The sequence below is a fragment of the Mycobacterium lehmannii genome (assembly GCF_001499925.1).
GTDB lineage: Bacteria > Actinomycetota > Actinomycetes > Mycobacteriales > Mycobacteriaceae > Mycobacterium > Mycobacterium lehmannii.
Map to the genome: position 1 here is coordinate 1 of NZ_LQIR01000027.1, position 21,159 is coordinate 21,159.

Here is a 21,159-nt window from a genome sequence, read left to right on the forward strand (position 1 = left end):
GGCCGCGCCCCCCCCCCACCCCCAGGCCCACGGTGGGCATTGGCGCTTAGATGCTGCCCCAGTCTGGGAGTACCGCCCCGTTGTCGGCCTGTGCAGGGAGATGATGGTGGTGTGGCAGGTTTCGACATCACGTCAATTCTCGACTTTCAACCTCCGAGCAGGATTTGCCCCGCGTGCCGAGGGCTGATTCGCGATGTGAAGCCCGATATGGGAGACGACCACAAGCCGCAGTCGTATTCCTGCCCCGCCTGTGCCGTCACGTTCGTTGGGGACGTCGAGGAGAGCTGGACGGGATACAAGACGGTACGGCAGCACTTCCGTGATCAGGGCTGGGTCATTGACCACGGTGAACTGTTCCCGCATGCAACGGCGCTTGCCGAAGTCGTTCGAGAGTCAAGAGGGGATCAGGGCTCCTTCGGATCACAGCCCTGGCCGACGATGCGCACCTTCTTCGAAGTCATTTCCCGTGCTCGTTACTTCGTTCACTTCACCACCTGGGGGATCAGCCACGTCATGATCGGGGCGCTGAAGATGGCAAGCATGCGCGTCCCGGTTTACGGCTTCGCGTCGAACGTGGAGGCCCATGCCCGGGCGGAATTAACCGACTTCCCCGACGAGGCGCCGGATCTGACGGCGAAGGTGATTCCGTCGACGCAAGGCATATATGACGCACCGCACCAGAAGATACTGATCATCGACGGACTCGTCGCCTTCAAAGGCTCCACGAATCTCACGAATGCCGGCGCGCGGCGAGCCGACCGCGGACTAGACGTGTCGGAAGTGGTGACCGACTTCGCCGAGGTGACGAAACTGAACAACAAGTACTTCGCGCCGGTGTGGCGGACGCTTACAGCGCCTGACGAGACATACTTCTTGTCATCCGACCCCTGGCGATAACCTGGCCGGGCCCCGGCACGACGGGTACTTGATGTGTGCCAGTTACGTTGGTTGCTGCGACTTGATGACGGTGACTAGGTTCACGAACGCTGAGCAGGTCACGAGGAAATACTGCGCCAGCTCTTGGCTCGGCTGGATCGTTCCGTCGAACCCGGCGTGACGGATGCCGCCACTGTCACTTGTGAAGCCGTACAAGTTCTTCCAGCCAGCGATCAATGCCGGATGCAGATCGGTGCTGTTCTTCTTCACGATGTCAAGCGAGTCGCCAAGGGGCTTCCTGACTCCGGCCAATTCCTGTGCCGCGGCCTCTGCGGCAGAAATGGACTCCTGGATCGATTTGGCGTAGTTCGGCTGATCGCGGTTCGCGAACAGTGCCAGGGCATTCTTGAGATGTCTGGCCGCCGGTGTCGAGGTCGACTCGATCGCGGTCGTAATTGACGACAGCTCAGCCTCATTGGTGATGGGCACGACCTGGAAGTCTACGATGCGGTAGCCAGCACGGTTGCGCGCAAGGATGCGGTTGATGTCTTCCGACGTCGTCCCGAACCTCATCTCCGAGTACCCGTCGGGGGTGCGCTGGACGAGCCACTCCACGAGGTCGAAAAGGTAGTGGTACGCGGACTTACGAACTGTCTGCTCGAGCTGGGCGAAGAGCTTCCGAAAGGCGTAATCGTTCAGGGGTAGCCCATAGTGGTCAGCCCAAATGTCTTCAAAACTAACGGGACCCGCGTTATGTAGGTAGATCTTGATGATGTAGTTCCAGAGATCGGTGCGGCAGCGGCCGTCAAGATCGCCGTGTTGAATCTCCGTAGGGTATGGGACATGCCCGGCCCGCTGCGAGAACGTCGGCGGGCGGGCACCGCCGTAGTCGCCGTCTGACAATTCCTGAACTCCTAACGGTGTCGGTGGTGCAACGTAATCTGCGCTCCATAAGCCGGAGAGAAGGACGACACCACCCCGCGCTGGTGCCGCCCCTCAGCTGACGCCGTTAGGCGTACTGAATCAGCTGCCAGGTAACCGACTTGCCGTTGTGTGGCGGCATGCGGTTGCCCTTCGCGATCGGAGCGGTGGTGCTGGGGAAGTCCATGGACTGCCAAACCCCACTCGCCGGACAGAGCTGTCCCGTCGATGCGGTCATGATGACCCTCACCTCCTTCCTCGCGCGTCGTCGCGGTTGCGCACGCGACAGCGCACCCGCAACAGCAGCAAGGGAAGAACGCTCTGGTCACAAATGTGCCGGTCGCCGAGACCCGGCACACATCACCTGATAGCTTGTCGGTCTACGGCCAAGTAGGTGGCAAGCCTCAGGTCCAGAGCCTTTCCCTAGGCGCGGGCCTGGGGCCTTGCTTCTGTCAGGGCAAAGGCTATCGGAACAGCCGGACGCAACGCACGCTCAACACCCTGCGTGTCGCGGTGAACCTGAGAATCCGCAATCATCATGCACTCGCTTCGGGCGCTCGCCGGGATGACACGCCGACGCACACCCGCCTATTTGTGACAGTTGGGGCGGAAGTGACCCCACGCGGTCAGTTTGTCCTTTGCATATGGGTCGCCGCATCTACTGCCCGGTGATCGCAGAACACCGGCTCGCCGTCCTGGCCGTCGACCAGGCCGAGTGTGTCGCACCACGGGCACGCCGCGATGGCCTGCCGCTGGTACGGGGTGAGACGTCCCGGCCGCGGCAACAGCCGCCACTCGCTCACGGGCACCAGATGGCGGGCCAGCATGATGTCGTAGTCCATGCCGCCGCCGTAGAACGTGACCTCCACCAGGCCGGGGGACGGGTGGCCGGTCACGACGCCGATGGGCGTGTGCGGATCGTCGGCGTAAGCGACGTGGCAGTCGCGGGGCAGCGTCACAGCGGCACCGCCGTCCGTAGCACTTGTGCCGCGATGAGTTCGTAGCCCAGGTCCAGCCACAGCACGTTCATCAGCTGCGGCCACACATCGCCATCGGGGTCGACGGCCGGGTGCTCGACCACCACGCCGAGGACGCCGGGATCGGTGGGGTCTGTTACCAGCGAGCCCACCGGCATCGCCACCGTGAGCGGGACCGGCAGGCGGCTGCCACCGCCCAAGTAGCCGTAGCTCTCAAAGTCCATGGCTCGCCTCCTCCCGCACCGAACGGACGTCGAACGGTACGCCGGGCATCACCGCAGCTCAAGAGGTCAATTTGCTAGCAGTAGCTGGTCGGGCCGAGGAAAGTGCACGCTAGCTGCACGCCGCGCACCGGGTAAGGGATGAAAAGCTGCGTTGAGCTGCGAGAATAGGAAGTGCCCCCGGCAGGATTCGAACCTGCGGCCTTCTGCTCCGGAGGCAGATCCGACCCATCCATCCGGGTCCGCCGGCATCCGTACCCGTCTCCCGATCCGCTCTCAACCGGGCCAACTGCCTGCGGAAATGGGGTGTATGCGTCCGCAGCGGTCCATGCCCGTTTGCACAGAAGTTCCGGACGAGTTGTGACAACGTCGTGACACCGACGACCAGGCGCTCGACGTCGCCGCGGACGTCTCGCACGCGATGTGAGCAGGCCGCCGTGGGACTGCGCGGACTCTGGCTACGGTGTTCCGATGAGCGGGAAGCAAATCAAGCTGTTTCTGGTCGACGGAACACCAGGTGGATTGACGACCGCTGAAATTACCAACTGGACGGGTCACCTGCTGATGGCAGGCAAGTCGGACCTAGCGAAGCTGCTTCTACGCGACGAGGCACAGCACACTGGCGCTTACTTGCTCCTAAGCGACGACGAAGAAGCCATCGGCAACACCCGTTGCTATGTCGGCGAGGCCGAGGTGGTCGCCGACCGGTTGCGCAACCACAACAAGAAGTCCTGGGATCGCGTTGTGATCATCACGTCCAAGGATGCCAACCTGACCAAAGCGCATGGGCGCTATTTGGAGTCAAAGTTGGTCGCGCTGGCAACGGAAGCTGGCCGCGTAACAGTCGACAACAGCACTACGCCCGCTGCCCCGGCGTTGCCTGAGGCGGACAAATCGGACATGGACTATTTCATTTCTCAGTTGCAGATCGTCTTGCCGGTCCTGGGCGTCAACGCCATTCGCGTTCCACAGCCCAGCGCGGCGGTGGCCATTTTCGGGGAACCGACAACGTCACCCATTTTTCGGCTAGGTCACGCCAAACTCGGCGTGGACGCGCGGGCACAACAGATCGACGGCGAGTTCACCATGCTCGCTGGTTCGTTGGTGGTCGCGTCCTGGCATGGCGTCGGCAAGGCGCAGAGCACTCGGAAGGCGTATCGGTCTTGCCGTGACCAGCATGAGCAACTGGTTGAGAACGGGGCGATCGTGGTCGAGGGCGAGGTAGGCCGCGTGACCCGGAACATCGTATTTTCAGCCCCGTCGACTGCCGGTGCTGTAGCCCTCGGACGGTCCTGCAATGGTCGTCGGGAGTGGATTTCATCGGACGGGACGTTTGGCGAGTGGGAAAGCCGGGGCGTCGAATAGCGCCCGTCCAATCCGGCAGTCGGCGGTGTACGTCAGCCACCGGTCCAGCGCGGCATAATGTTGTAGCCGATCGCCGGATTGTTTGCTCCTGTCTCGCGAATCAATTTTCGCTCCATCGCGAGAACCTCCGACTTAGAAGCTGTCTCGGACTCCCAGAGGATCTCCTTGCGCACCGTCATATCAAGCCGCTGGTCGGCATGGTCGGCTTCAATCAGTGCCTTGGCGCTCGGGCTGCCAAAGTAGGAAATGGATCCTGTGAGGTCCGATCCGACATAGATCTTCCCGTTTGGGTAAGTGATCTTGTAGACCTGCTTACGCAGCGGCATCCCGCGACCATAGGCGAGACAGTGACGACTCGTCCGCGGCGGTGCGCCGCAAACTGCACGACGTTGTTACGTCGCTGCGCAGGTTTGTCGCGCTGCGGTCCTACAGTCGACTAAGGGGGATTTGCCCGGTCGGCCGACTGTAGGGGGGAACGTCATCAGCCCGAACCCGCGTCCGTGGTCCTACTGGACACGGAACAAGCTGGAGATCTTGAGCGGCTATCTGCCAGCGTTCACGAAGGCGGTCAGCGGCAAGTCGTCTGAGTGCATCTATCTCGACCTGATGGCGGGCCAACCGAAGAACGTCGAGCGCTACACCGGCGCCGAGTTCGACGGTTCACCAGTCGTCGCGATGAGCGCGCAGCCGCCGTTCAGCCGACTGCGCTTCGGTGAACTTGATCCGGCCCGCGCCCGCGCGCTCGACACGCACCTAAGAGAGAAGTTCCCCGGCGATACCCGCTACGAGGTCGTGGAAGGCGACTGCAACGCCACGATCGACGGCATCCTGGCTGGTCTCGCCGACGTCGCGTGGGCGCCGACGTTCGCGTTCGTCGACCAGCAGGCCGCCGAAGTGCACTGGGAGACTATCCGCAAACTCGCTGCGTTCCGCCGGGACCGCAGGTACGGACGCAAAGCGGAAATCTGGATCCTGATGTCGCCCACGATGATTCTCAAAGGCGTACGAGGCACGAACAACGAGGCATTCCAGGAGCGGGTAGACCGCTTGTACGGCGGCGGCGAATGGCGCCAGATCCAGCGGGCATTCGACCAGCGCAAGATCATCGCGAGCGACTACCGGCGGCAGATGGTCAACCTGATGCGCTGGAAGTTCGAGCACGAACTCGGATATGCCATCACGCACCGCATCCCGATGCAGATGCACAACAAGCTGGAAATCTACGACATGGTGTTCGCCACTGACCACGACGCCGGCGACCGCATAATGCGGCACCTGTACAACCAGGCCGCGCTACGCGAGCCCGAAATGATGCGGCAGGCCAAGGAAGCCAAGACAGGTCAGTTCTCACTGTTCGAGGACGGCGGCGCCGACGATGCGAACGCCGGCCAACGGCTGTGGCGCCCTGAACCGTGCTGGGATCCAACCACCGCTGAGTGGTGGGGCTACGAGGACTATCTCGACGAGAACCGCTAGACGGCAGTCGGCATTTCGTCCCACCGCCGGCCGTCGAGTTCGCGTCCTTCGGCCTTCGGCGTCCGACCGCCCCACTGCTTGAAGAAAAATGCGACACCGGCGTCCTGGCACACGTCCCGGATGCCGCGCACCCACTCGCCGTCAACCGGGCGGTGGTTCGCGCCAGACTCGCCGCCGGCGATTACCCAGTGGATGCCGTCAAGGTTCAGGCCGTCGAGCGGCCCGATCAGTGGCTCACACGACAGGAAGCGCACGGCGGCGGGAACATCGCGCAAATGGTCGATGCGCGGCAACGCGTCGGCGTTCTCCACGGAGACGCCCATCCACAGATTGCTTGGCCAGTCGAGACTTTCGCCGAGTCGGCGCAGTCGCAGACTGCGTTTGGTGAGCACCTGATACGTGTGCTGCGGGGTTTCGCGGCAGACGTCGAACACTTCCCGGATGAAGCTGACGGGCACGCGGGCGTGGAACAGGTCAGACATCGAATTAACGAAGACGACGCGCGGCTGGCGCCAGCGGCGCGGTTCGTCGAGTGCCTGCGGATGGACGGTCACGCCGAAGCCCGGTCCGGATGTGCGCGGGTCGCCGTCGTTCTGGTACTTCTCGGATCCCATGGCTTTCAACCGTTTTGCCAACGTCATTGCGTAGCAGTGGTCGCAGCCGGCGGAAACGCGATCACAGCCGGTGACAGGGTTCCAGGTGGCCTCTGTCCATTCGATCGCCGATCGGTCAGCCATGCGCCCACCCTCACAAATCCGTTGCGCTCACCCTAGGGCACTGCGATTGGTCATCACGTCACGACCGCCCAGCGTGTTGTTGCAGATCGACGCAACGCTGTTCGATCGCACACCGTATCGGCGACGTCCGACACCCGGCCAGGGCGCATACGGTGTCGCGAAGTCATTCCGCCGAGCGCTCCGCCGCGGCACGCGCGGCAAGGTAGCGCTGCATCGCCGGCCCGGTTTCGATGCGGACGCGGAGCATGCGCATGTATCCGCGCATCCACAGCTTCGCGAGGACCAACGAGTCGCCGCCGGCGTACGGGTTGCGGTCCCCAGGATCGGCGACCGAGCCCGAGTAGAGCGCGAACATGTACTCAGCGCGCTTCGACGTCACCCGCCAAGCATGCAGCCGCGCCGGCCCGGAACCGTGGATCCCACGCCGACCACCAGGACCACGACGACGATCAGGCCGGCCGCGCGGCGGACGCCGCGGCGATCGCGTCCCGCGCCTTTCGGCCGTACCTCGAGCGCGAGCGCAAGCCGGTCCCAGTGCGCTCGCGGTACTCAGCCCGATACACCCGAGCCCCCGCCGCGGCCCAAGCGCGGCACTCGTCGCAGCGGCAGCCCTCCCGCCGGTATCCCGTCCGCGTGCCGTGCCGCCACGGCACCGCGTCGGCCGTCACGCAGCGCCCGCACCGGCGCCGACCGGCCGGCGCGCTATCGCGGTACGTCGGCACCAGCCGGCCGCACCTGATGCACGGCACGTCGGCACGGCGGGGCATCCTGCGTCCTTCCAGCGGTTTGTTTTTTTGAGAATCCAGGGGGAGGACCGCCATTGCCTCGGGGGGCGCCGCCATTCTTCTCGACGGGTCATCCCCCCTGGTCTGCTTGAGTGGGATCCCGGTCGCGTTGCGCTTCCAAACAACGTCAGGTTTGAAGGCTGCTGCGAAGTGACCCCTCGCCTCGCAATTTGCGGAATTCGTTTTCGAGGGGCGTGCCAGGCTTGATGATCTTGTGATGGAGCATTTTGGTCGCGGCGACATGTTCTTTGACGTCTTGGACGCCGGCGCGGCAGACGCGCCCGTCGTCGTGTTGCTGCACGGCCATCCGCAGACGAATCTGGCGTGGGGCGAGGTAATTCCACGCCTAACGAGTTCGGGTTACCGATGCTTGGCACCCAACCAGCGAGGTGTCTCACCCAGTGCACGACCCACCCGGCGCCGCGATTATCGGATGTCTGAGTTAGTGGAAGACGTGGGCGCGCTGGTCGAGGCAAGCGGCGCGGACCGCGTGCACTTGGTCGGGCATGACTACGGCGGATTGGTCGCCTGGAGTTTCGCGGCGAAGTATCCCGGCCTGGTTTGGACGTTGTCGTCGCTTTCCAGCCCGCACCCGGCGGCGCTACAAGACGCGATGTTGACGAGCAGACAGGGCCTGGCTTCGTGGTACGCCTACTTCTATCAATTGCCGTTGATCCCGGAGTGGTACTACCTCGGCGCAGCCCGGAGCGGTAAGAGGTTGGCCAAGATGTTGAGGTCTGGGGGTCAACAGCCGGGCCTCGCCGATCGCGATGCAGAGGCCATGACGAAGCCGGGTGCCTACACTGCGGCACTCAATTGGTATCGCGCAGCACCATGGGCGGGCCGTGTCGGAAAGGTTGCGGTTCCGGCACTAATGATCTGGAGTGATGGTGACAGCTACATACTCGAACGCGCCGCCCGTCGGTCCGAGCGTTACGTGACGCATGACTTTCGATTCGAAGTAGTTCGCGGATCACACTGGATTCCAGACGAACAACCCGACGCAGTCGCGAAAACGTTGATGGACTGGTTCGCGCAGTGGGCATAGTCGACGGTTATGTGGTCGAGTAACGGTCGGTCACGTCCTGGTCCGCGTCGTCGTGGTGGTTGGCCGCGCGGCCGACGCGCGCGCTTTGGCGCTCCCGATGCGCCAGCCGCACGGCTGTTCGTGGGCGGCTACCTCGGTTTGGTCCTCGCGGCCTGGCGCTGCGGCGAACCGCCGGGAACGGTCCTGCGCGCACTGGCCGTGAGGTGTCAGAGATGCGTCGCTGCGTTCGTCACCGCTAGGCGACGTCAACGTCTCGGTCCTCGTATTGGTGTGCAGCCACGCGTGCGGTGAAGGTTTCGAGGGTGGCGAGATGGAGCGGTACGCCGTGGCATGCGAGGGTCCAGGCGTCGACCTGACGTCCGGCGTGCTTGACGGTGGCGGCACCGGAGTCGGTGAAGATGAGATACCGCTGCCCGGTGTCGACGCGGGCGGCGGCGGCGAACGCGGCGAACCCTGACGCGGCGGCGTCCCAAATTTTGATGGCGTGCTGCGCGTCGTTCCAATGTTGGACGGCGTCGAGTCCGGCGGCGATGATCGTCGCGGTGTCGGCGAGGTCGTGGGTCGGCAGTTCGGCCGCGGCTGCGGCGAGGGCAGCCGAATGCGGTTCGATGGCGTCTGCCCACGCCCCGAGGATGTCGTCGGCGTGCTCGGTGAGCGCGTCTCGGCGGCGCTGCATGGCGCGGGCCTGGGCCGCTTCGTTCACGCCGTGGGACTGGAAGTTGGCGATCATGCGGTCGAGTGCGGTGCGTTGCACGGCCGGGTCGTCGTGGTAGTCGCGGCCAGCTTCGAGGGCGTCGAGGATCGCGCTGTTGAGGTCGCCGCTAGTACCGACCATCGTTTCGGCGGCGCGGACGAGCGCGTCGGCTTGGTCGAGTTGCTTGGTGAGGGTCGGCGGTAGTGGCACGCCGATGGTGTGGGCGGCGTTGCGGACTTGCGTGACGTAGAAGCGCGGCGTGATTTGCATGGCTGTGGGTTCCTTTCGGACTACGGGTTTCGGCGGGGTTGCGCGGATCGGTTCGTGATGACGCGCAGAAACGCTGCGGCGCTTTCCTCGTCGGTGAGGGTCGCGTCGGGCGGATCGTCGGCGGCGTCGGTTCCGGTTCCGTCGCTTTCGGGCTCGGCTGACCCGAATAGGTTGGCGAGTTCGGCCATCCACTCGCGCGGGTGCACAGATCCGGAGAGGTCTTGGAGGAACCGCCGTTCGACTTCGCCCTCATCCGGTGGGGGCAGCTTCGCTGCCCGTTCAGTGAGTTCTTTCAGTTCGTCGTCGGTCAGCGAGGCGATGATTCGGGCTTGCTCTTGCCGGTTCATGCCTGCCTTCCTTCGATGTGTTGGCGAAGCGCCAGTTGGTCGACAAACCAGCGGCCGGCGATCCTGCGGCCTCCGAGTTGCGGCGCCCGTCGGCGGGCCTGCCGGTCCGAGATGTTCAGGCGGGCAGCTGCTTCCGCGAGCGGCACGCTCGGTTGTTCGTCCACCGGAACAGGATCGCTGACGGCGCCAATTGCGATGGCCGCGTGACCGTCTGCGGTCATCGCAGCGCGAAGTTCGCAGGCCAGGGCCTCGTAGGGCAGGGTCGGGAGTCCGGACAGCTTGCGGTTCCTGATGGCGATCAGGGTGGCTTGGAGCGCGGAGTGCAATGCAGGTCCGCTCAGCACCACGACGCCGCCGGCGCGAATCAGCCCGGACTCTGCGGCGGTCATGAGTCCGCCTCGGAAGCGACGAGCGTGGCCGGCGTCCCGGTCCTCGACGGCACCCCGCCAGCGGTGATCACTAGGCCGGCGACGACGCCGCGCGGACGCTGTGCGGCCGGCAGAGCACCGAGCCATGCGCGGCACGGTTCCAACGCCGGACAGCCGTCGTTACACAGCCGCAGCGCCTCACGCCGTGCGTCGTCGAGGTCTTTCCAAGTCATCCGGCCGGCGGCGCGGCACTCGCCGGTGGTCCGCTCAAACAACTCGCAGCGGCCCTTGCAGCGAGCGCCTGAAAGCGCGGGGATGCCTTCGAGCAGCGCGCGCATGGTGTCCCAATCGGGCATGGGTCAGTCCTCGGTGTCGTCGGGATCATGGATCGGCGCGGTGATGTCCCGAACCGCGGGCGGTGTGGCCGGTGCGCCGTGATCGCAGCGGACGGCGGGCTCTATGGGTGTGCGGTCCGGGCCAAGTCGCCAGCCGCAGGGGTCACAGCGGCGGCACCGGCGAATCGCAGACGCTCGTTCCTCGCGCGCGGTCTGCTCGGCGGGGCGACGGCGACTCATGCCGACTCCGCGATGAGTCGCTGTCTGGCTTCTGGTGTCGAGCAGGCGGGACAGCGGGCGACCGTGTTCGTATCGACGTCGACTTGTCCGGTCCCGTCGCACATGTCGCAGTCACGTTTGGCGTCGGCGAGGATGCGCCGCTCGGTGCGTTCGCGTTCGGCAGTAGCGGCCTGCTCGGCTTCGTCGGCTTCTCGCGCATCACCGCAGCGGGGACATTTCGGCGGGTCCGGGTGGTTGACATGCTTGCGACACCGCGGCCCGTAGGGTCCGCGGACCCACAGCGCCATCTCGTTGCTCGCCGCTTCGCTGTTCCTGGATGGCTCTTCGGGTGGGGGAGCGTTGGCTTGGTCGGGGACGGCCTCCACGTCGAGCGGTTCGTCGGTTGGTTCGTCCGCGCGCGCACGCGCGTTTTCCTCTCCTTCTTTCTTCCTACTTCTAACTACTTCGGGTGAACGACGGTTCGGGGTTTTGTGCAGTTTCGTTCGGGGTTTCTGTGCAGTTTCGTTCGGGGTTTCTGCCTGAGAACTGGCCGTAAACCCCGAAGCGTGGTTCGGGGTTTCTGCCTGAGAACCGGTCGTAAACCCCGAAGCGTTGTTCGGGGTTTTGACGAGCAATCGCCAGCGGTTTGTGTTCCCTCGGCCGCCCTTTGTGCTAGAGACGCGGGCCGCCACCCCCTTTGCTGAGAGGCTGGACAGGATGCACTGGACGCCCCGTTCCGTCATGGCGCAGACGTCGGCCAGTGCGGCTACCGATGGCCACACAATCGGGTCGTCGCGATTGGAGTGCTCAGCCAGTTCGACCGCTACCCGGTACTCGCCGTGGGTGAGTCCGGCGTGCCGCAGACCGCGGCGGAAATCGCGGGGATGAAACGCTGTCATGGCGCGCCCGCATCGTTGTCGACGACGTCGGCCTGCTGCCGCTGGGGTGTCCAATGCCGGTCGGGGTGGCATCCGAAGCAGCCCCAACCGCCGACCTGGTGGTACATGATCTGCCCGCAGCCGTCGCACCGTGGCTTGCGGTGAACGTCGCAGACTTCGCCGTGGCTGGCGACCTTCATTCGGCACGGTCGTCCCGCTGCGGTCGGCGCACCGCAACGCGGATCGCCGCAGAGACGGCGGCGCCACACCGCCGGGAGCGGTCCTAACTGTTCGTGGGGTTGGTTGGCGTCACCGCGCCGCGGGTGTTCGGCGTCGAGTTCGTCGAGGGACACCAGCCAGAGCGCGTCATCGCCCGTCGCGGTGATGCAGACCGCGGCCCAGAAGCCGGGCAGGCCGTCGCCGCATAGACAGGCGGTCCGTTCGTGGTCGACCCACGCGCCGGGGCGCTCGCTCATGGCGCGCCCGGATGGCGCGCATCCTCGGCGACGTACTGGATGACAGCCCGGTACTCGCGCTTGGCGCGGCCAAGGTGATCTGTGACGACAACCGTGATGACATCGCCTTCTGCCGTCACATCGGCGCGGGAGTCGAAGTCGTCGGTCTTCTTGATCGGGAACACTTCGCTTGCCGCCGCGAGGCGGGCCGCGATCTGGTGTGCTTCGGTGGTCACGCGCTGACTTCGCGTTGGTCGTCGCTGCGCTGCATGGTGTCGGCGTTCGCTTCGAGACGTTCGATGAACTCAACGAGCGCGGACTCAGATACCAGCCTTCGGTTTCCGATTTTCACACTTCGTAGCTCGCCGGATTTCACGAGCGCGAAAACCGTTGAGCGGCCCACGTCCAGGCGCCGTCCTACCTTTTTTAGGTCATGTAGCCGTGCGTCAGTCGATGCGGCGAGGTCGGCCATGTGTTCAACCTGTCTGTGTCGTGATTACACAGATTGCCGGGCACCTGTGTTGTTCAGATCAAGTTGTATCGCATCGTTGTCGTTTGCACAAGGCTGCGTTACTGTGTGTCGCTATGACACAACGCAGCGGGGCTGAGGGGTGGTCGCAGGGTCTGCACGCGCGTATCGGTCAGGCGATACGCAGCGCGCGGGCCGGCCGGCGAATGTCTGCGCAGCAAGTCGCCGACGAAACAGAGCGCCTGCGATACCCGATCACGCGATCGCAAATTGCGAACTACGAGTCCGGCCGGAAACAGTCGCTGGATATTGCCGAACTGATGACGATTGCGGCGGCGCTCGAAGTTCCGCCCCTGTCACTGATTCTTGGTGGTCATCCCGACCGTGAGATCGAATTTCTACCGGGCCAGATGGCGACAACAGCCGCTGCGCTCGCATGGTTCACTGGTGACGATGCGTACGATCCGAATACTGTTCCGGCACAAGCTGGTTCAGCATCACCGCTGGCACTTATACTTGATCTTACGCGGCAGCGGGCCGCGACACATCGTGAACTTGAGCAAGCCAAGGCCACTTTCGAGTTGCTCGGCAATGCTGACGATTCGCGACGGATAAAGCACATCGCGGATCTGACTAACCGAATCGCGCGGACTGATGACCTGATCGACACAACCACCGAGGAATGGGCAGCAGATGAGTAGGCGCCAGCTTCCGCCGCAGATCAAGAAGGTCGAAGTCACCGACCGCAGAACGGGCAAAAGCGTTGTGCGCTATCAGGTCACGGTCGACGCCGGCATCGACCCACAGACGGGTAAGCGTCGACAGGTCCGCCGCCGATACGCCCGCGAAGAGCAGGCGCGCGACGCGCTTGCCGAGATAACCGCCCAAGCTGCCGCCGGCACTTTCGTCGCACGCAAAGCGGTGACGGTCGATGAGTTGTGCAGCGACTGGCTGACGTCGCTCCACAACGCTCGGGCCACAACGATCAACGGCTACACCTACCTGCTCGCTCCGCTGCGGGAGCGGCACGGCAGCATGCCCGCGCAGAAACTCACACGGCCGGATCTGGACAAACTTCTCGTCGCGCTCCGCGACGGCGGCACCGTGACGGCGAAGGGTGCGACGCGCTCGGCGTGGTCGCCGCGTTCGGTCAACAAAGCGGTCGATGCGTGGCGCGCGGTGCTCGACTACGGCGTGGAACGCCGCGAGTTGTCAGGCAACGTCGCGGCCGCAATCCGGAAAGTGCCGCGGGTGCGCGCTGAGATGGCCACCTACACACCCGAAGAGATCCGGCAGGTGCTGCGCGCTGCCGACGATGACCGCAACGGGCATCTCTGGTACTTGGCGCTGACCGGGTTGCGGCGCGGCGAGATCGCGGGGTTGCGGTGGGACGACATAGATCTGACGGCGGGCACGCTGACGATCGCCCGCGGCCGTGTCCAGGCGGGTGCCGGCGTTGTGGTGGAGAACGACCCGAAGACGGCCTCATCGCGGCGCACATTGCCGCTCGACGACGGCCTGGTCTCTGTGCTGCGCCGCGCCTCGGCCCGCTACGCCGCCGAACGACTCGCCCTCGGGGCGGCGCACACCGACAGCGGGTATGTCGCCGTCAACGAGATCGGGGCGCCGTACACCCCGGACACCCTGACGCGGATGTGGCGCAAGCTGGCGAAGACGGCGAAGGTGCGGCCGATCCGCCTGCACGACGCTCGGCATTCGTGCGGTACTGCGATGCATCTGCGGGGGGTGCCGCTGGCGGTGATTGCGAAGTGGCTCGGGCATGCCGACGCCGAGACGACGGCCCGCATCTACGCGCATTCGCAGGACGATGCCCTGACGGCCGCGGGTCAGACGTTGGGGGAGATCGTTTCGAGCAGTTTCGTGCGAGTTGTGACAACCTCGTGACACACAAGTCGAGAAGAGTCCTACCGCAGCCGGTCGGGCACCGCGTCACCGCAGGTCAAGCCTCATTTTGAAAGTGCCCCCGGCAGGATTCGAACCTGCGGCCTTCTGCTCCGGAGGCAGACGCTCTATCCCCTGAGCTACGGGGGCGCGTGAGAAAAACAGCGCCGATGGGCTTCGACAGCCTAGCGCATTCGGCTCATCGGAAACGGATTCGGGGGCTGACCACCCGAGACCATAGGATGGACCCCCGTGACCCCCGCCGACCTGGCCGACCTGCTCAAGTCCACCGCTGCCGCGGTGCTGGCCCAGCATGGACTCGACGCGTCAGCGCTGCCGGAGACCGTCACCGTCGAACGCCCGCGCAATCCCGCGCACGGCGACTATGCCACCAACCTTGCCCTTCAACTGGGTAAAAAGGTCGGCGCCAACCCGCGGGAACTGGCCGGCTGGCTGGCCGAGGCCCTGGCCGACAACGCCGGGATTTCCGCTGCGGACGTCGCCGGACCCGGCTTCGTGAACCTGCGCCTGGAGGCGTCGGCGCAGAACGTCATCGTCACCGACGTCCTGACGGCCGGCACCGCCTACGGTCACTCCGAGACCCTCGCAGGGCGCAACATCAACCTCGAGTTCGTCTCCGCCAACCCCACCGGGCCGATCCACATCGGCGGCACCCGCTGGGCGGCCGTCGGCGACGGTCTCGGCCGGCTGCTGTCGACCCAGGGCGCCGCGGTCACCCGGGAGTACTACTTCAATGACCACGGTGCCCAGATCGACCGGTTCACCAGCTCCCTGATCGCCGCGGCGAAGGGTGAACCGACACCCGAGGACGGCTATGCGGGCGCCTACATCAAGGACATCGCCGCGCAGGTGCTCGCCAAGGAGCCCGACGCGCTGGGCCTGCCCGAAGACGAGATGCGGGAGACGTTCCGCGCCATCGGCGTGGACCTGATGTTCGCCCACATCAAACAGTCCCTGCACGACTTCGGCACCGACTTCGACGTCTACACCCACGAAGACTCGATGCACACGTCCGGACGCGTCGAGCAGGCCATCGCCCGGCTCCGCGAAGCGGGGAGCATCTACGAGAAGGACGGCGCAACCTGGTTGCGCACCACCGACTACGGCGACGACAAAGACCGCGTCGTCATCAAGAGCGACGGTGCGCCGGCCTATGTCGCCGCTGACATCGCCTACTACCTGGACAAGCGCCAGCGCGGGTTCGACCTGTGCATCTACATGCTCGGTGCCGATCACCACGGTTACATCGCCCGGCTCAAGGCGGTGGCGGCCGCCCTCGGCGAGGACCCGGCCACGGTCGAGGTGCTCATCGGGCAGATGGTCAACCTGGTGCGCGAGGGCCAGCCGGTCCGGATGAGCAAGCGGGCCGGCACGGTGATCACCCTCGACGACCTGGTCGAGGCGATCGGCGTCGACGCCGCCCGCTATTCGCTGATCCGGTCCTCGGTCGACAGCCCGATCGACATCGACCTCGAGCTGTGGTCGTCGGCATCCAACGAAAACCCGGTCTACTACGTGCAATACGCGCACGCGCGGCTGTCGGCGCTGGCCCGCAACGCCGCCGAACTGGGTGTCGTTCCCAACACCGAGAACCTGCAACTGCTCAACCACGACAAGGAAGGCACGCTGATCCGCAACATCGGCGAATTCCCGCGCGTGCTCAAAACGGCTGCCGCACTGCGAGAACCGCACCGCGTCTCGCGATACCTCGAGGATCTGGCCGGCGACTACCACCGGTTCTACGACTCCTGCCGTGTGCTGCCGCAGGGCGACGAGACACCCAACCAGCTGCACGGTGCGCGCCTGGCGCTCTGCGCAGCCACCCGTCAGGTGATCGCGAACGGCCTTGGCATCCTCGGCGTCTCCGCTCCGGAGCGCATGTGATCGCCCATCCCGCCGGTCCCCGGCACGCCGAAGAGATCCACCACGGTGGTGCTCCGCCGCGCCCGCAATCGCCGTCCGAGCTTCTGTTGTTGGCGCCGAACGTGTGGCCTCGCAGCACTGTTCGCGATGACGACGGTCTGGTATCGATCGGCGGTGTGCCGGTCACCGACATCGCCGCAGAGTTCGGCACGCCGACATTCGTGGTTGACGAGGACGACTTCCGGTCGCGCTGCCGCGAGATCGCCGCGGCGTTCGGTGGCGGCGACAACGTCCGCTACGCCGCCAAGGCGTTCATGTGCACCGAGGTGGCCCGCTGGATCGCCGAAGAAGGCCTCTCGCTCGACGTGGCCAGCGGAGGTGAGATGGCCGTCGCGCTGGCAGGTGGTTTCCCCGCCGAGCGGATCGCGTTGCACGGCAACAACAAATCGGTTGCCGAGCTGACCGCGGCCGTCAAGGCCGGTATCGAGCACGTGGTGGTCGATTCGATGATCGAGATCGACCGCCTCGACCAGATCGCCGGCGCCGCGGGCGTGGTCCAGGACGTTCTGGTCCGCGTCACGGTCGGCGTCGAGGCGCACACCCACGAGTTCATCTCGACGGCGCACGAGGACCAGAAGTTCGGGCTCTCACTGGCTTCGGGTGCCGCCATGGATGCCGTCCGGCGGGTATTCGAGGCCAATCACCTGCGCCTCAAGGGTCTGCACAGCCACATCGGATCTCAGATCTTCGACGTCGCCGGGTTCGAAATCGCCGCCCATCGAGTGATCGGGTTCCTTCGCGACGTGGTCGCCGAGTTCGGCGTCGACAAGACCTCGCAGATGTCGATCGTCGACCTGGGCGGCGGCCTCGGTATTTCGTATCTACCCCAGGACGATCCACCGCCGATCGCCGATCTGGCGGCCAAGCTGGCCGCGATCGTGCGCGACGAGTCGGCCGCCGTCGGGCTACCCACTCCGCGGTTGGTCGTCGAGCCCGGTCGGGCCATCGCCGGTCCCGGCACGATCACGCTCTACGAGGTTGGCACCGTCAAGGATGTGGCCGTCAGCCCGACCGCACATCGCCGCTACGTCAGCGTGGACGGTGGTATGAGCGACAACATCCGCACGTCGCTCTACGGTGCGGAATACGACGCACGGCTGATATCACGCAATACCGACGCCGCGCCCACAATCGGGCGTATCGTCGGAAAGCACTGTGAGAGCGGCGATATCATCGTCCGCGACACCTGGGTGCCCGACGACATCCGGCCCGGCGATCTGTTGGGAGTCGCCGCGACCGGTGCGTATTGCTATTCGATGTCGAGCCGTTACAACCTGATCGGCCGTCCCGCCGTGGTGGCCGTGCGCGACGGGCGAGCCCGCCTGATCCTGCGCCGGGAGACGGTCGACGATCTACTGAGTCTGGAAGTGAGGTAACGATGACTGACTCGCAAAAGCCCATCGGCGTAGCGGTCCTCGGCTTTGGAAACGTCGGCAGCCAGGTGGTGCGCATCATCGAGCAGAGCGCCGACGACCTTGCTGCGCGCATCGGCGCGCCGTTGGTGCTGCGCGGCGTCGGCGTCCGTCGGGTGGCCGACGACCGCGGAATCTCCATCGACAAGCTCACCGACAACATCGAAGAACTCGTCTCCCGCGACGACGTCGACATCGTCGTCGAGTTGATGGGGCCCGTGGAACCGGCCCGCAAAGCGATCCTGGCCGCTCTGGAGCAGGGCAAGTCCGTGGTCACCGCGAACAAGGCGCTGATGGCGGTGTCCACGGGGGAGTTGGCCCAGGCGGCCGAGAACGCCCGGGTCGACCTGTATTTCGAGGCCTCGGTCGCCGGCGCGATCCCCGTGATCCGCCCCTTGACCCAGTCGCTGGCGGGGGACTCGGTGGTCCGAGTGGCGGGCATCGTCAACGGCACCACCAACTACATCCTCTCGGAGATGGACAGCACGGGCGCCGACTACGCCAGCGCGCTGGCCGACGCGAGCGCGCTCGGCTACGCCGAGGCCGACCCGACGGCCGATGTCGAGGGATACGACGCCGCGGCGAAGGCGGCGATCCTGGCCTCGATCGCCTTTCACACCCGCGTCAGCTCCAACGACGTGTACCGCGAGGGCATCACCAAGGTCAGCAGCGTCGACTTCGAATCGGCCAAGGCGCTCGGCTGCACCATCAAACTTCTGGCCATCTGCGAGCGGCTCACCAGCGATGAGGGCCAGCAACGGGTTTCGGCGCGGGTGTACCCGGCGCTGGTGCCACTGGATCATCCGCTGGCCGCCGTCAACGGAGCGTTCAACGCTGTGGTGGTCGAGGCCGAGGCCGCTGGCCGTCTGATGTTCTACGGGCAGGGCGCCGGTGGCGCGCCGACGGCCTCAGCGGTGATGGGTGACCTCGTGATGGCGGCCCGCAACCGCGTGCAGGGCGGCCGCGGACCGCGCGAATCGAAATACGCCAAGTTGCCGATCGCGCCGATCGGCTTCATCCCCACTCGCTACTACGTGAACATGAACGTCGCCGATCGCGCCGGCGTGTTGTCCGCTGTGGCAGCCGAATTCGGTAAACGTGACGTCAGCATCGCCGAGGTGCGCCAGGAGGGCATGGTCGACGAGGGTGGTCAGCGCTGCGGTGCACGCATCGTGGTGGTGACCCATCAGGCCACCGACGCGGCACTGTCGGAGACGGTGTCAGCGCTGGCCGACCTCGATGTCGTGCAGAGCATCAACAGCGTGCTGCGCATGGAAGGAACCAGCGAATGAGCACCTCAGCGCAGACCGTTCACCAGCCCTGGCCCGGCCTGATCGCCGCGTACCGCGACCGGCTGCCGGTCGAGGACAGCTGGACGCCGATCACCCTGCGTGAGGGTGGGACTCCGCTGCTGCCTGCGCAGCGGCTGTCCGAACTCACCGGGTGCACAGTGCATCTCAAGGTCGAGGGGCTCAACCCGACCGGTTCGTTCAAGGACCGCGGCATGACCATGGCGGTGACCGAGGCAGTGGCGCGCGGCCAGCAGGCGGTGCTGTGCGCGTCGACGGGCAACACATCGGCATCGGCAGCGGCCTATGCGGCCAGAGCGGGGATCACCTGCGCAGTGCTGGTGCCGCAGGGCAAGATCGCGATGGGCAAGCTGGCCCAGGCCGTCATGCACGGTGCGAAGATCATCCAGGTCGACGGCAACTTCGACGATTGCCTGGAACTCGCGCGCAAACTGACCGCCGACTTCCCGACCATCTCGCTGGTCAACTCCGTCAACCCGTACCGGATCGAAGGACAGAAGACCGCGGCCTTCGAGATCGTCGACGCGTTGGGAGTCGCGCCCGATGTGCATTCGCTGCCGGTGGGCAACGCCGGCAACATCACCGCCTACTGGAAGGGCTACACCGAGTATCACCGCGACGGTGTCTCGGATCGTCTTCCCCGCATGCTCGGCACGCAGGCGGCTGGCGCGGCGCCGCTCGTACACGGGGAACCGGTCAAGAATCCGGAGACCATCGCGACGGCCATCCGAATCGGCTCGCCCGCATCGTGGACCACCGCCGTGGCCGCAGCGCAGCAGTCCGACGGTCGATTCCTGGCCGCCACCGATGAGGAGATCCTCGAGGCCTACCACCTGGTGGCCAGCAGCGAGGGTGTGTTCGTCGAGCCCGCGTCGGCGGCCAGCATCGCCGGTCTGCTCAAATCTGTCGAAAACGGTTGGGTCGCCAAGGGTTCGACGGTCGTGTGCACGGTGACGGGCAACGGGCTCAAGGATCCGGACACCGCGTTGAAGGGCATGCCGTCCGTCGTCGCGGTGCCTGTTGATCCAGTGGCCGTCGTCGAACAGTTGGGGCTGGGATAGCCGGTGACTCACGTACTGCCGCCGGGACTGAGGGCCACCTCCGTGGTGGCGGCATCCAGCGCGAACCTCGGCCCGGGTTTCGACAGCCTGGGCATCGCGTTGAGCCTTTACGACGAGATCGTCGTCGAGACAACGGATTCCGGTCTGACGGTCGAGGTCGAAGGTGAGGGCCAGGGGCAAGTGCCGCTGGATGAAAGCCATCTTGTGGTGCGGGCCATCCGGCGAGGGCTCGACGCCCTGAACATCGCCGCTTCCGGCATGACGGTGCGGTGCCGCAACGACATCCCACACTCGAGAGGCCTCGGATCCTCGGCAGCAGCGGTGGTCAGCGGACTCGCGGTCGTCAACGGCCTTGCCGCGCAGACTTCTTCGGAGATCCTTTCCGAACACGACCTCGTCCAGCTGTCCTCGGAGTTCGAAGGGCATCCCGACAACGCCTCGGCGGCGGTGCTGGGCGGCGGCGTGGTGTCCTGGACGGAAGGACCGGAGTCGGCGCCCCGATTCGACGCCGCGCCGATCCGGGTGCACCCCGACATCCGCCTGTTCGTCGCGATACCCGACGAGCGCTCGTCGACCGCAGAGACACGCGTGCTCCTACCGGAGAAGGTCAGCCATGCCGACGCGCGCTTCAACGTGAGCAGGGCCGCCCTGCTGATGGTCGCGTTGACAACACGGCCCGACCTGCTGATGCCCGCGACCGAAGACGTCCTGCATCAGCCGCAACGGGCGTCGGCCATGCCGGCTTCCGCGGAATACCTGGGGGTCCTGCGACGTTGCGGCGTAGCAGCGGTGCTCTCAGGAGCGGGTCCGTCGGTACTTGCACTGTGCACGTCCTCGGAGTTGCCCGCAGAAGCTCTCGAGTGCGGTACCGCGAACGGGTTCACCGTCAAACCCATGACCATTGGTGACGGCGCGAAGTGGATGTCAGGCGCAGCAGCACGACGCTGAAAGCGGTCGGAACAGGAATCACAGGAGCAACACGACACCCATGTCTTTCTTGCTTCCCGTCCCGATGCGGGATATTCTCGCTGTCGTCAGGCAATCGCAGCGTCTCTACCTGCGCCGACAATAGGACACCACCCATTTTCC

Annotated in this window: 28 protein-coding genes and 1 tRNA gene; 11 read left to right on the plus strand and 18 right to left on the minus strand. The window is 65.4% G+C overall.

Features of this window, described 5'->3' with window-relative positions; genetic code table 11:
* The first annotated feature begins 111 nt into the window (after positions 1 to 111).
* The gene (locus AU192_RS15630; protein ID WP_133148031.1) at positions 112 to 897 is read left to right on the plus strand and encodes a phospholipase D-like domain-containing protein; all 786 of its coding nucleotides are present in this window, start codon (positions 112 to 114) and stop codon (positions 895 to 897) included.
* Positions 898 to 939: 42 nt separating this feature from the next.
* Here AU192_RS15630 and AU192_RS15635 read toward each other — a convergent pair whose 3' ends face one another.
* From AU192_RS15635 to AU192_RS15645, 4 genes are all read right to left on the minus strand, one after another.
* Positions 940 to 1,779, minus strand: a complete 840-nt coding sequence (locus AU192_RS15635; protein ID WP_064397752.1) for an AbiJ-NTD4 domain-containing protein — start codon at positions 1,777 to 1,779, stop codon at positions 940 to 942.
* Between the two features lie 106 nt (positions 1,780 to 1,885).
* Positions 1,886 to 2,035: a hypothetical protein gene (locus AU192_RS25725; protein ID WP_165593309.1), complete on the minus strand. Its 150-nt coding sequence runs from the start codon at positions 2,033 to 2,035 to the stop codon at positions 1,886 to 1,888.
* 388 nt (positions 2,036 to 2,423) lie between these two features.
* Positions 2,424 to 2,756 (minus strand): hypothetical protein, encoded by a 333-nt coding sequence (locus tag AU192_RS15640; RefSeq protein ID WP_064397754.1) that lies wholly within the window; start codon positions 2,754 to 2,756, stop codon positions 2,424 to 2,426.
* On the minus strand, positions 2,753 to 2,998 hold the full coding sequence (locus AU192_RS15645; protein ID WP_064397755.1) for a hypothetical protein: 246 nt from the start codon (positions 2,996 to 2,998) through the stop codon (positions 2,753 to 2,755). The genes AU192_RS15640 and AU192_RS15645 overlap by 4 nt, the downstream gene beginning before the upstream one ends.
* 468 nt (positions 2,999 to 3,466) lie before the next feature.
* Between AU192_RS15645 and AU192_RS15655 the strand changes: the two genes are divergently transcribed.
* A complete protein-coding gene (locus tag AU192_RS15655; protein ID WP_064397823.1) occupies positions 3,467 to 4,360 on the plus strand; it encodes a GIY-YIG nuclease family protein in 894 nt (297 codons plus the stop codon).
* A 32-nt stretch (positions 4,361 to 4,392) separates the two neighbouring features.
* Here the strand turns inward: AU192_RS15655 and AU192_RS15660 are convergent, their stop codons facing one another.
* Positions 4,393 to 4,686, minus strand: a complete 294-nt coding sequence (locus AU192_RS15660; protein WP_064397757.1) for a GIY-YIG nuclease family protein — start codon at positions 4,684 to 4,686, stop codon at positions 4,393 to 4,395.
* Between the two features lie 154 nt (positions 4,687 to 4,840).
* Here AU192_RS15660 and AU192_RS15665 point away from each other — a divergent pair, with 154 nt between their 5' ends.
* A complete protein-coding gene (locus AU192_RS15665; RefSeq protein ID WP_064397825.1) occupies positions 4,841 to 5,836 on the plus strand; it encodes a three-Cys-motif partner protein TcmP in 996 nt (331 codons plus the stop codon).
* Here the strand turns inward: AU192_RS15665 and AU192_RS15670 are convergent.
* The 3 genes from AU192_RS15670 to AU192_RS25730 all read right to left on the minus strand — a co-directional run bounded on the left by AU192_RS15670 (position 5,833) and on the right by AU192_RS25730 (position 7,665).
* Positions 5,833 to 6,573 carry a DUF5131 family protein gene (locus AU192_RS15670; RefSeq protein WP_064397758.1) on the minus strand — a complete coding sequence of 247 codons (741 nt, stop codon included), beginning with the start codon at positions 6,571 to 6,573 and terminating at the stop codon, positions 5,833 to 5,835. The genes AU192_RS15665 and AU192_RS15670 overlap by 4 nt on opposite strands.
* A gap of 163 nt (positions 6,574 to 6,736) precedes the next feature.
* Complete coding sequence (locus tag AU192_RS15675) at positions 6,737 to 6,952, minus strand: ribosome modulation factor (protein ID WP_242656958.1); 216 nt, start codon at positions 6,950 to 6,952, stop codon at positions 6,737 to 6,739.
* Positions 6,953 to 7,485: 533 nt separating this feature from the next.
* Positions 7,486 to 7,665 carry a hypothetical protein gene (locus AU192_RS25730; protein WP_165593308.1) on the minus strand — a complete coding sequence of 60 codons (180 nt, stop codon included), beginning with the start codon at positions 7,663 to 7,665 and terminating at the stop codon, positions 7,486 to 7,488.
* Here AU192_RS25730 and AU192_RS15680 point away from each other — a divergent pair.
* On the plus strand, positions 7,600 to 8,406 hold the full coding sequence (locus tag AU192_RS15680) for an alpha/beta fold hydrolase (protein ID WP_341271751.1): 807 nt from the start codon (positions 7,600 to 7,602) through the stop codon (positions 8,404 to 8,406). The two genes, AU192_RS25730 and AU192_RS15680, sit on opposite strands and share 66 nt — an antisense overlap.
* 235 nt (positions 8,407 to 8,641) lie before the next feature.
* Here the strand turns inward: AU192_RS15680 and AU192_RS15685 are convergent, their stop codons facing one another.
* The 9 genes from AU192_RS15685 to AU192_RS25125 are packed head-to-tail and all read right to left on the minus strand — an operon-like array spanning position 8,642 to position 12,444.
* Complete coding sequence (locus AU192_RS15685) at positions 8,642 to 9,370, minus strand: hypothetical protein (protein ID WP_064397764.1); 729 nt, start codon at positions 9,368 to 9,370, stop codon at positions 8,642 to 8,644.
* 20 nt (positions 9,371 to 9,390) lie between these two features.
* On the minus strand, positions 9,391 to 9,717 hold the full coding sequence (locus AU192_RS25810) for a hypothetical protein (RefSeq protein WP_064397766.1): 327 nt from the start codon (positions 9,715 to 9,717) through the stop codon (positions 9,391 to 9,393).
* Positions 9,714 to 10,106, minus strand: coding sequence for a hypothetical protein (locus AU192_RS15695; protein WP_064397768.1), 393 nt, complete (start codon positions 10,104 to 10,106; stop codon positions 9,714 to 9,716). The genes AU192_RS25810 and AU192_RS15695 overlap by 4 nt, the downstream gene beginning before the upstream one ends.
* A complete protein-coding gene (locus AU192_RS15700) occupies positions 10,103 to 10,441 on the minus strand; it encodes a hypothetical protein (RefSeq protein WP_064397769.1) in 339 nt (112 codons plus the stop codon). Before AU192_RS15700 ends, AU192_RS15695 begins: the two co-directional genes overlap by 4 nt.
* 3 nt (positions 10,442 to 10,444) lie before the next feature.
* Complete coding sequence (locus tag AU192_RS25575; RefSeq protein WP_133148032.1) at positions 10,445 to 10,660, minus strand: hypothetical protein; 216 nt, start codon at positions 10,658 to 10,660, stop codon at positions 10,445 to 10,447.
* Entirely contained in the window at positions 10,657 to 11,538 is an 882-nt protein-coding gene (locus AU192_RS25580) for a hypothetical protein (protein WP_133148033.1), read from the minus strand. The genes AU192_RS25575 and AU192_RS25580 overlap by 4 nt, the downstream gene beginning before the upstream one ends.
* Complete coding sequence (locus AU192_RS15710) at positions 11,535 to 11,993, minus strand: hypothetical protein (RefSeq protein ID WP_207544947.1); 459 nt, start codon at positions 11,991 to 11,993, stop codon at positions 11,535 to 11,537. Before AU192_RS15710 ends, AU192_RS25580 begins: the two co-directional genes overlap by 4 nt.
* Positions 11,990 to 12,208: a hypothetical protein gene (locus tag AU192_RS15715; RefSeq protein WP_064397772.1), complete on the minus strand. Its 219-nt coding sequence runs from the start codon at positions 12,206 to 12,208 to the stop codon at positions 11,990 to 11,992. The genes AU192_RS15710 and AU192_RS15715 overlap by 4 nt, the downstream gene beginning before the upstream one ends.
* Positions 12,205 to 12,444 carry a helix-turn-helix domain-containing protein gene (locus tag AU192_RS25125; RefSeq protein ID WP_082695032.1) on the minus strand — a complete coding sequence of 80 codons (240 nt, stop codon included), beginning with the start codon at positions 12,442 to 12,444 and terminating at the stop codon, positions 12,205 to 12,207. Before AU192_RS25125 ends, AU192_RS15715 begins: the two co-directional genes overlap by 4 nt.
* Positions 12,445 to 12,557: 113 nt before the next feature.
* On the opposite strand from AU192_RS25125, the gene AU192_RS15720 reads away from it, so the two are divergent.
* Both AU192_RS15720 and AU192_RS15725 read left to right on the plus strand, forming a co-directional pair.
* On the plus strand, positions 12,558 to 13,142 hold the full coding sequence (locus tag AU192_RS15720; RefSeq protein WP_165593310.1) for a helix-turn-helix domain-containing protein: 585 nt from the start codon (positions 12,558 to 12,560) through the stop codon (positions 13,140 to 13,142).
* On the plus strand, positions 13,135 to 14,346 hold the full coding sequence (locus tag AU192_RS15725) for a tyrosine-type recombinase/integrase (RefSeq protein ID WP_064397775.1): 1,212 nt from the start codon (positions 13,135 to 13,137) through the stop codon (positions 14,344 to 14,346). The genes AU192_RS15720 and AU192_RS15725 overlap by 8 nt, the downstream gene beginning before the upstream one ends.
* Before the next feature lie 74 nt (positions 14,347 to 14,420).
* On the opposite strand, the gene AU192_RS15730 is transcribed toward AU192_RS15725, so the two are convergent.
* A tRNA-Arg gene (locus AU192_RS15730) sits at positions 14,421 to 14,493 on the minus strand.
* A gap of 102 nt (positions 14,494 to 14,595) precedes the next feature.
* Here AU192_RS15730 and argS point away from each other — a divergent pair.
* The 5 genes from argS to thrB are packed head-to-tail and all read left to right on the plus strand — an operon-like array spanning position 14,596 to position 21,018.
* Positions 14,596 to 16,248, plus strand: a complete 1,653-nt coding sequence (argS, locus tag AU192_RS15735) for an arginine--tRNA ligase (RefSeq protein ID WP_064397777.1) — start codon at positions 14,596 to 14,598, stop codon at positions 16,246 to 16,248.
* 35 nt (positions 16,249 to 16,283) lie between these two features.
* Positions 16,284 to 17,663, plus strand: coding sequence for a diaminopimelate decarboxylase (gene lysA, locus AU192_RS15740; RefSeq protein ID WP_197505954.1), 1,380 nt, complete (start codon positions 16,284 to 16,286; stop codon positions 17,661 to 17,663).
* Positions 17,664 to 17,665: 2 nt separating this feature from the next.
* Positions 17,666 to 18,991, plus strand: coding sequence for a homoserine dehydrogenase (locus tag AU192_RS15745; protein WP_064397780.1), 1,326 nt, complete (start codon positions 17,666 to 17,668; stop codon positions 18,989 to 18,991).
* On the plus strand, positions 18,988 to 20,070 hold the full coding sequence (gene thrC, locus AU192_RS15750; protein ID WP_064397782.1) for a threonine synthase: 1,083 nt from the start codon (positions 18,988 to 18,990) through the stop codon (positions 20,068 to 20,070). The genes AU192_RS15745 and thrC overlap by 4 nt, the downstream gene beginning before the upstream one ends.
* Before the next feature lie 3 nt (positions 20,071 to 20,073).
* Entirely contained in the window at positions 20,074 to 21,018 is a 945-nt protein-coding gene (thrB, locus tag AU192_RS15755; RefSeq protein WP_064397785.1) for a homoserine kinase, read from the plus strand.
* The last annotated feature ends 141 nt before the right edge of the window (positions 21,019 to 21,159 follow it).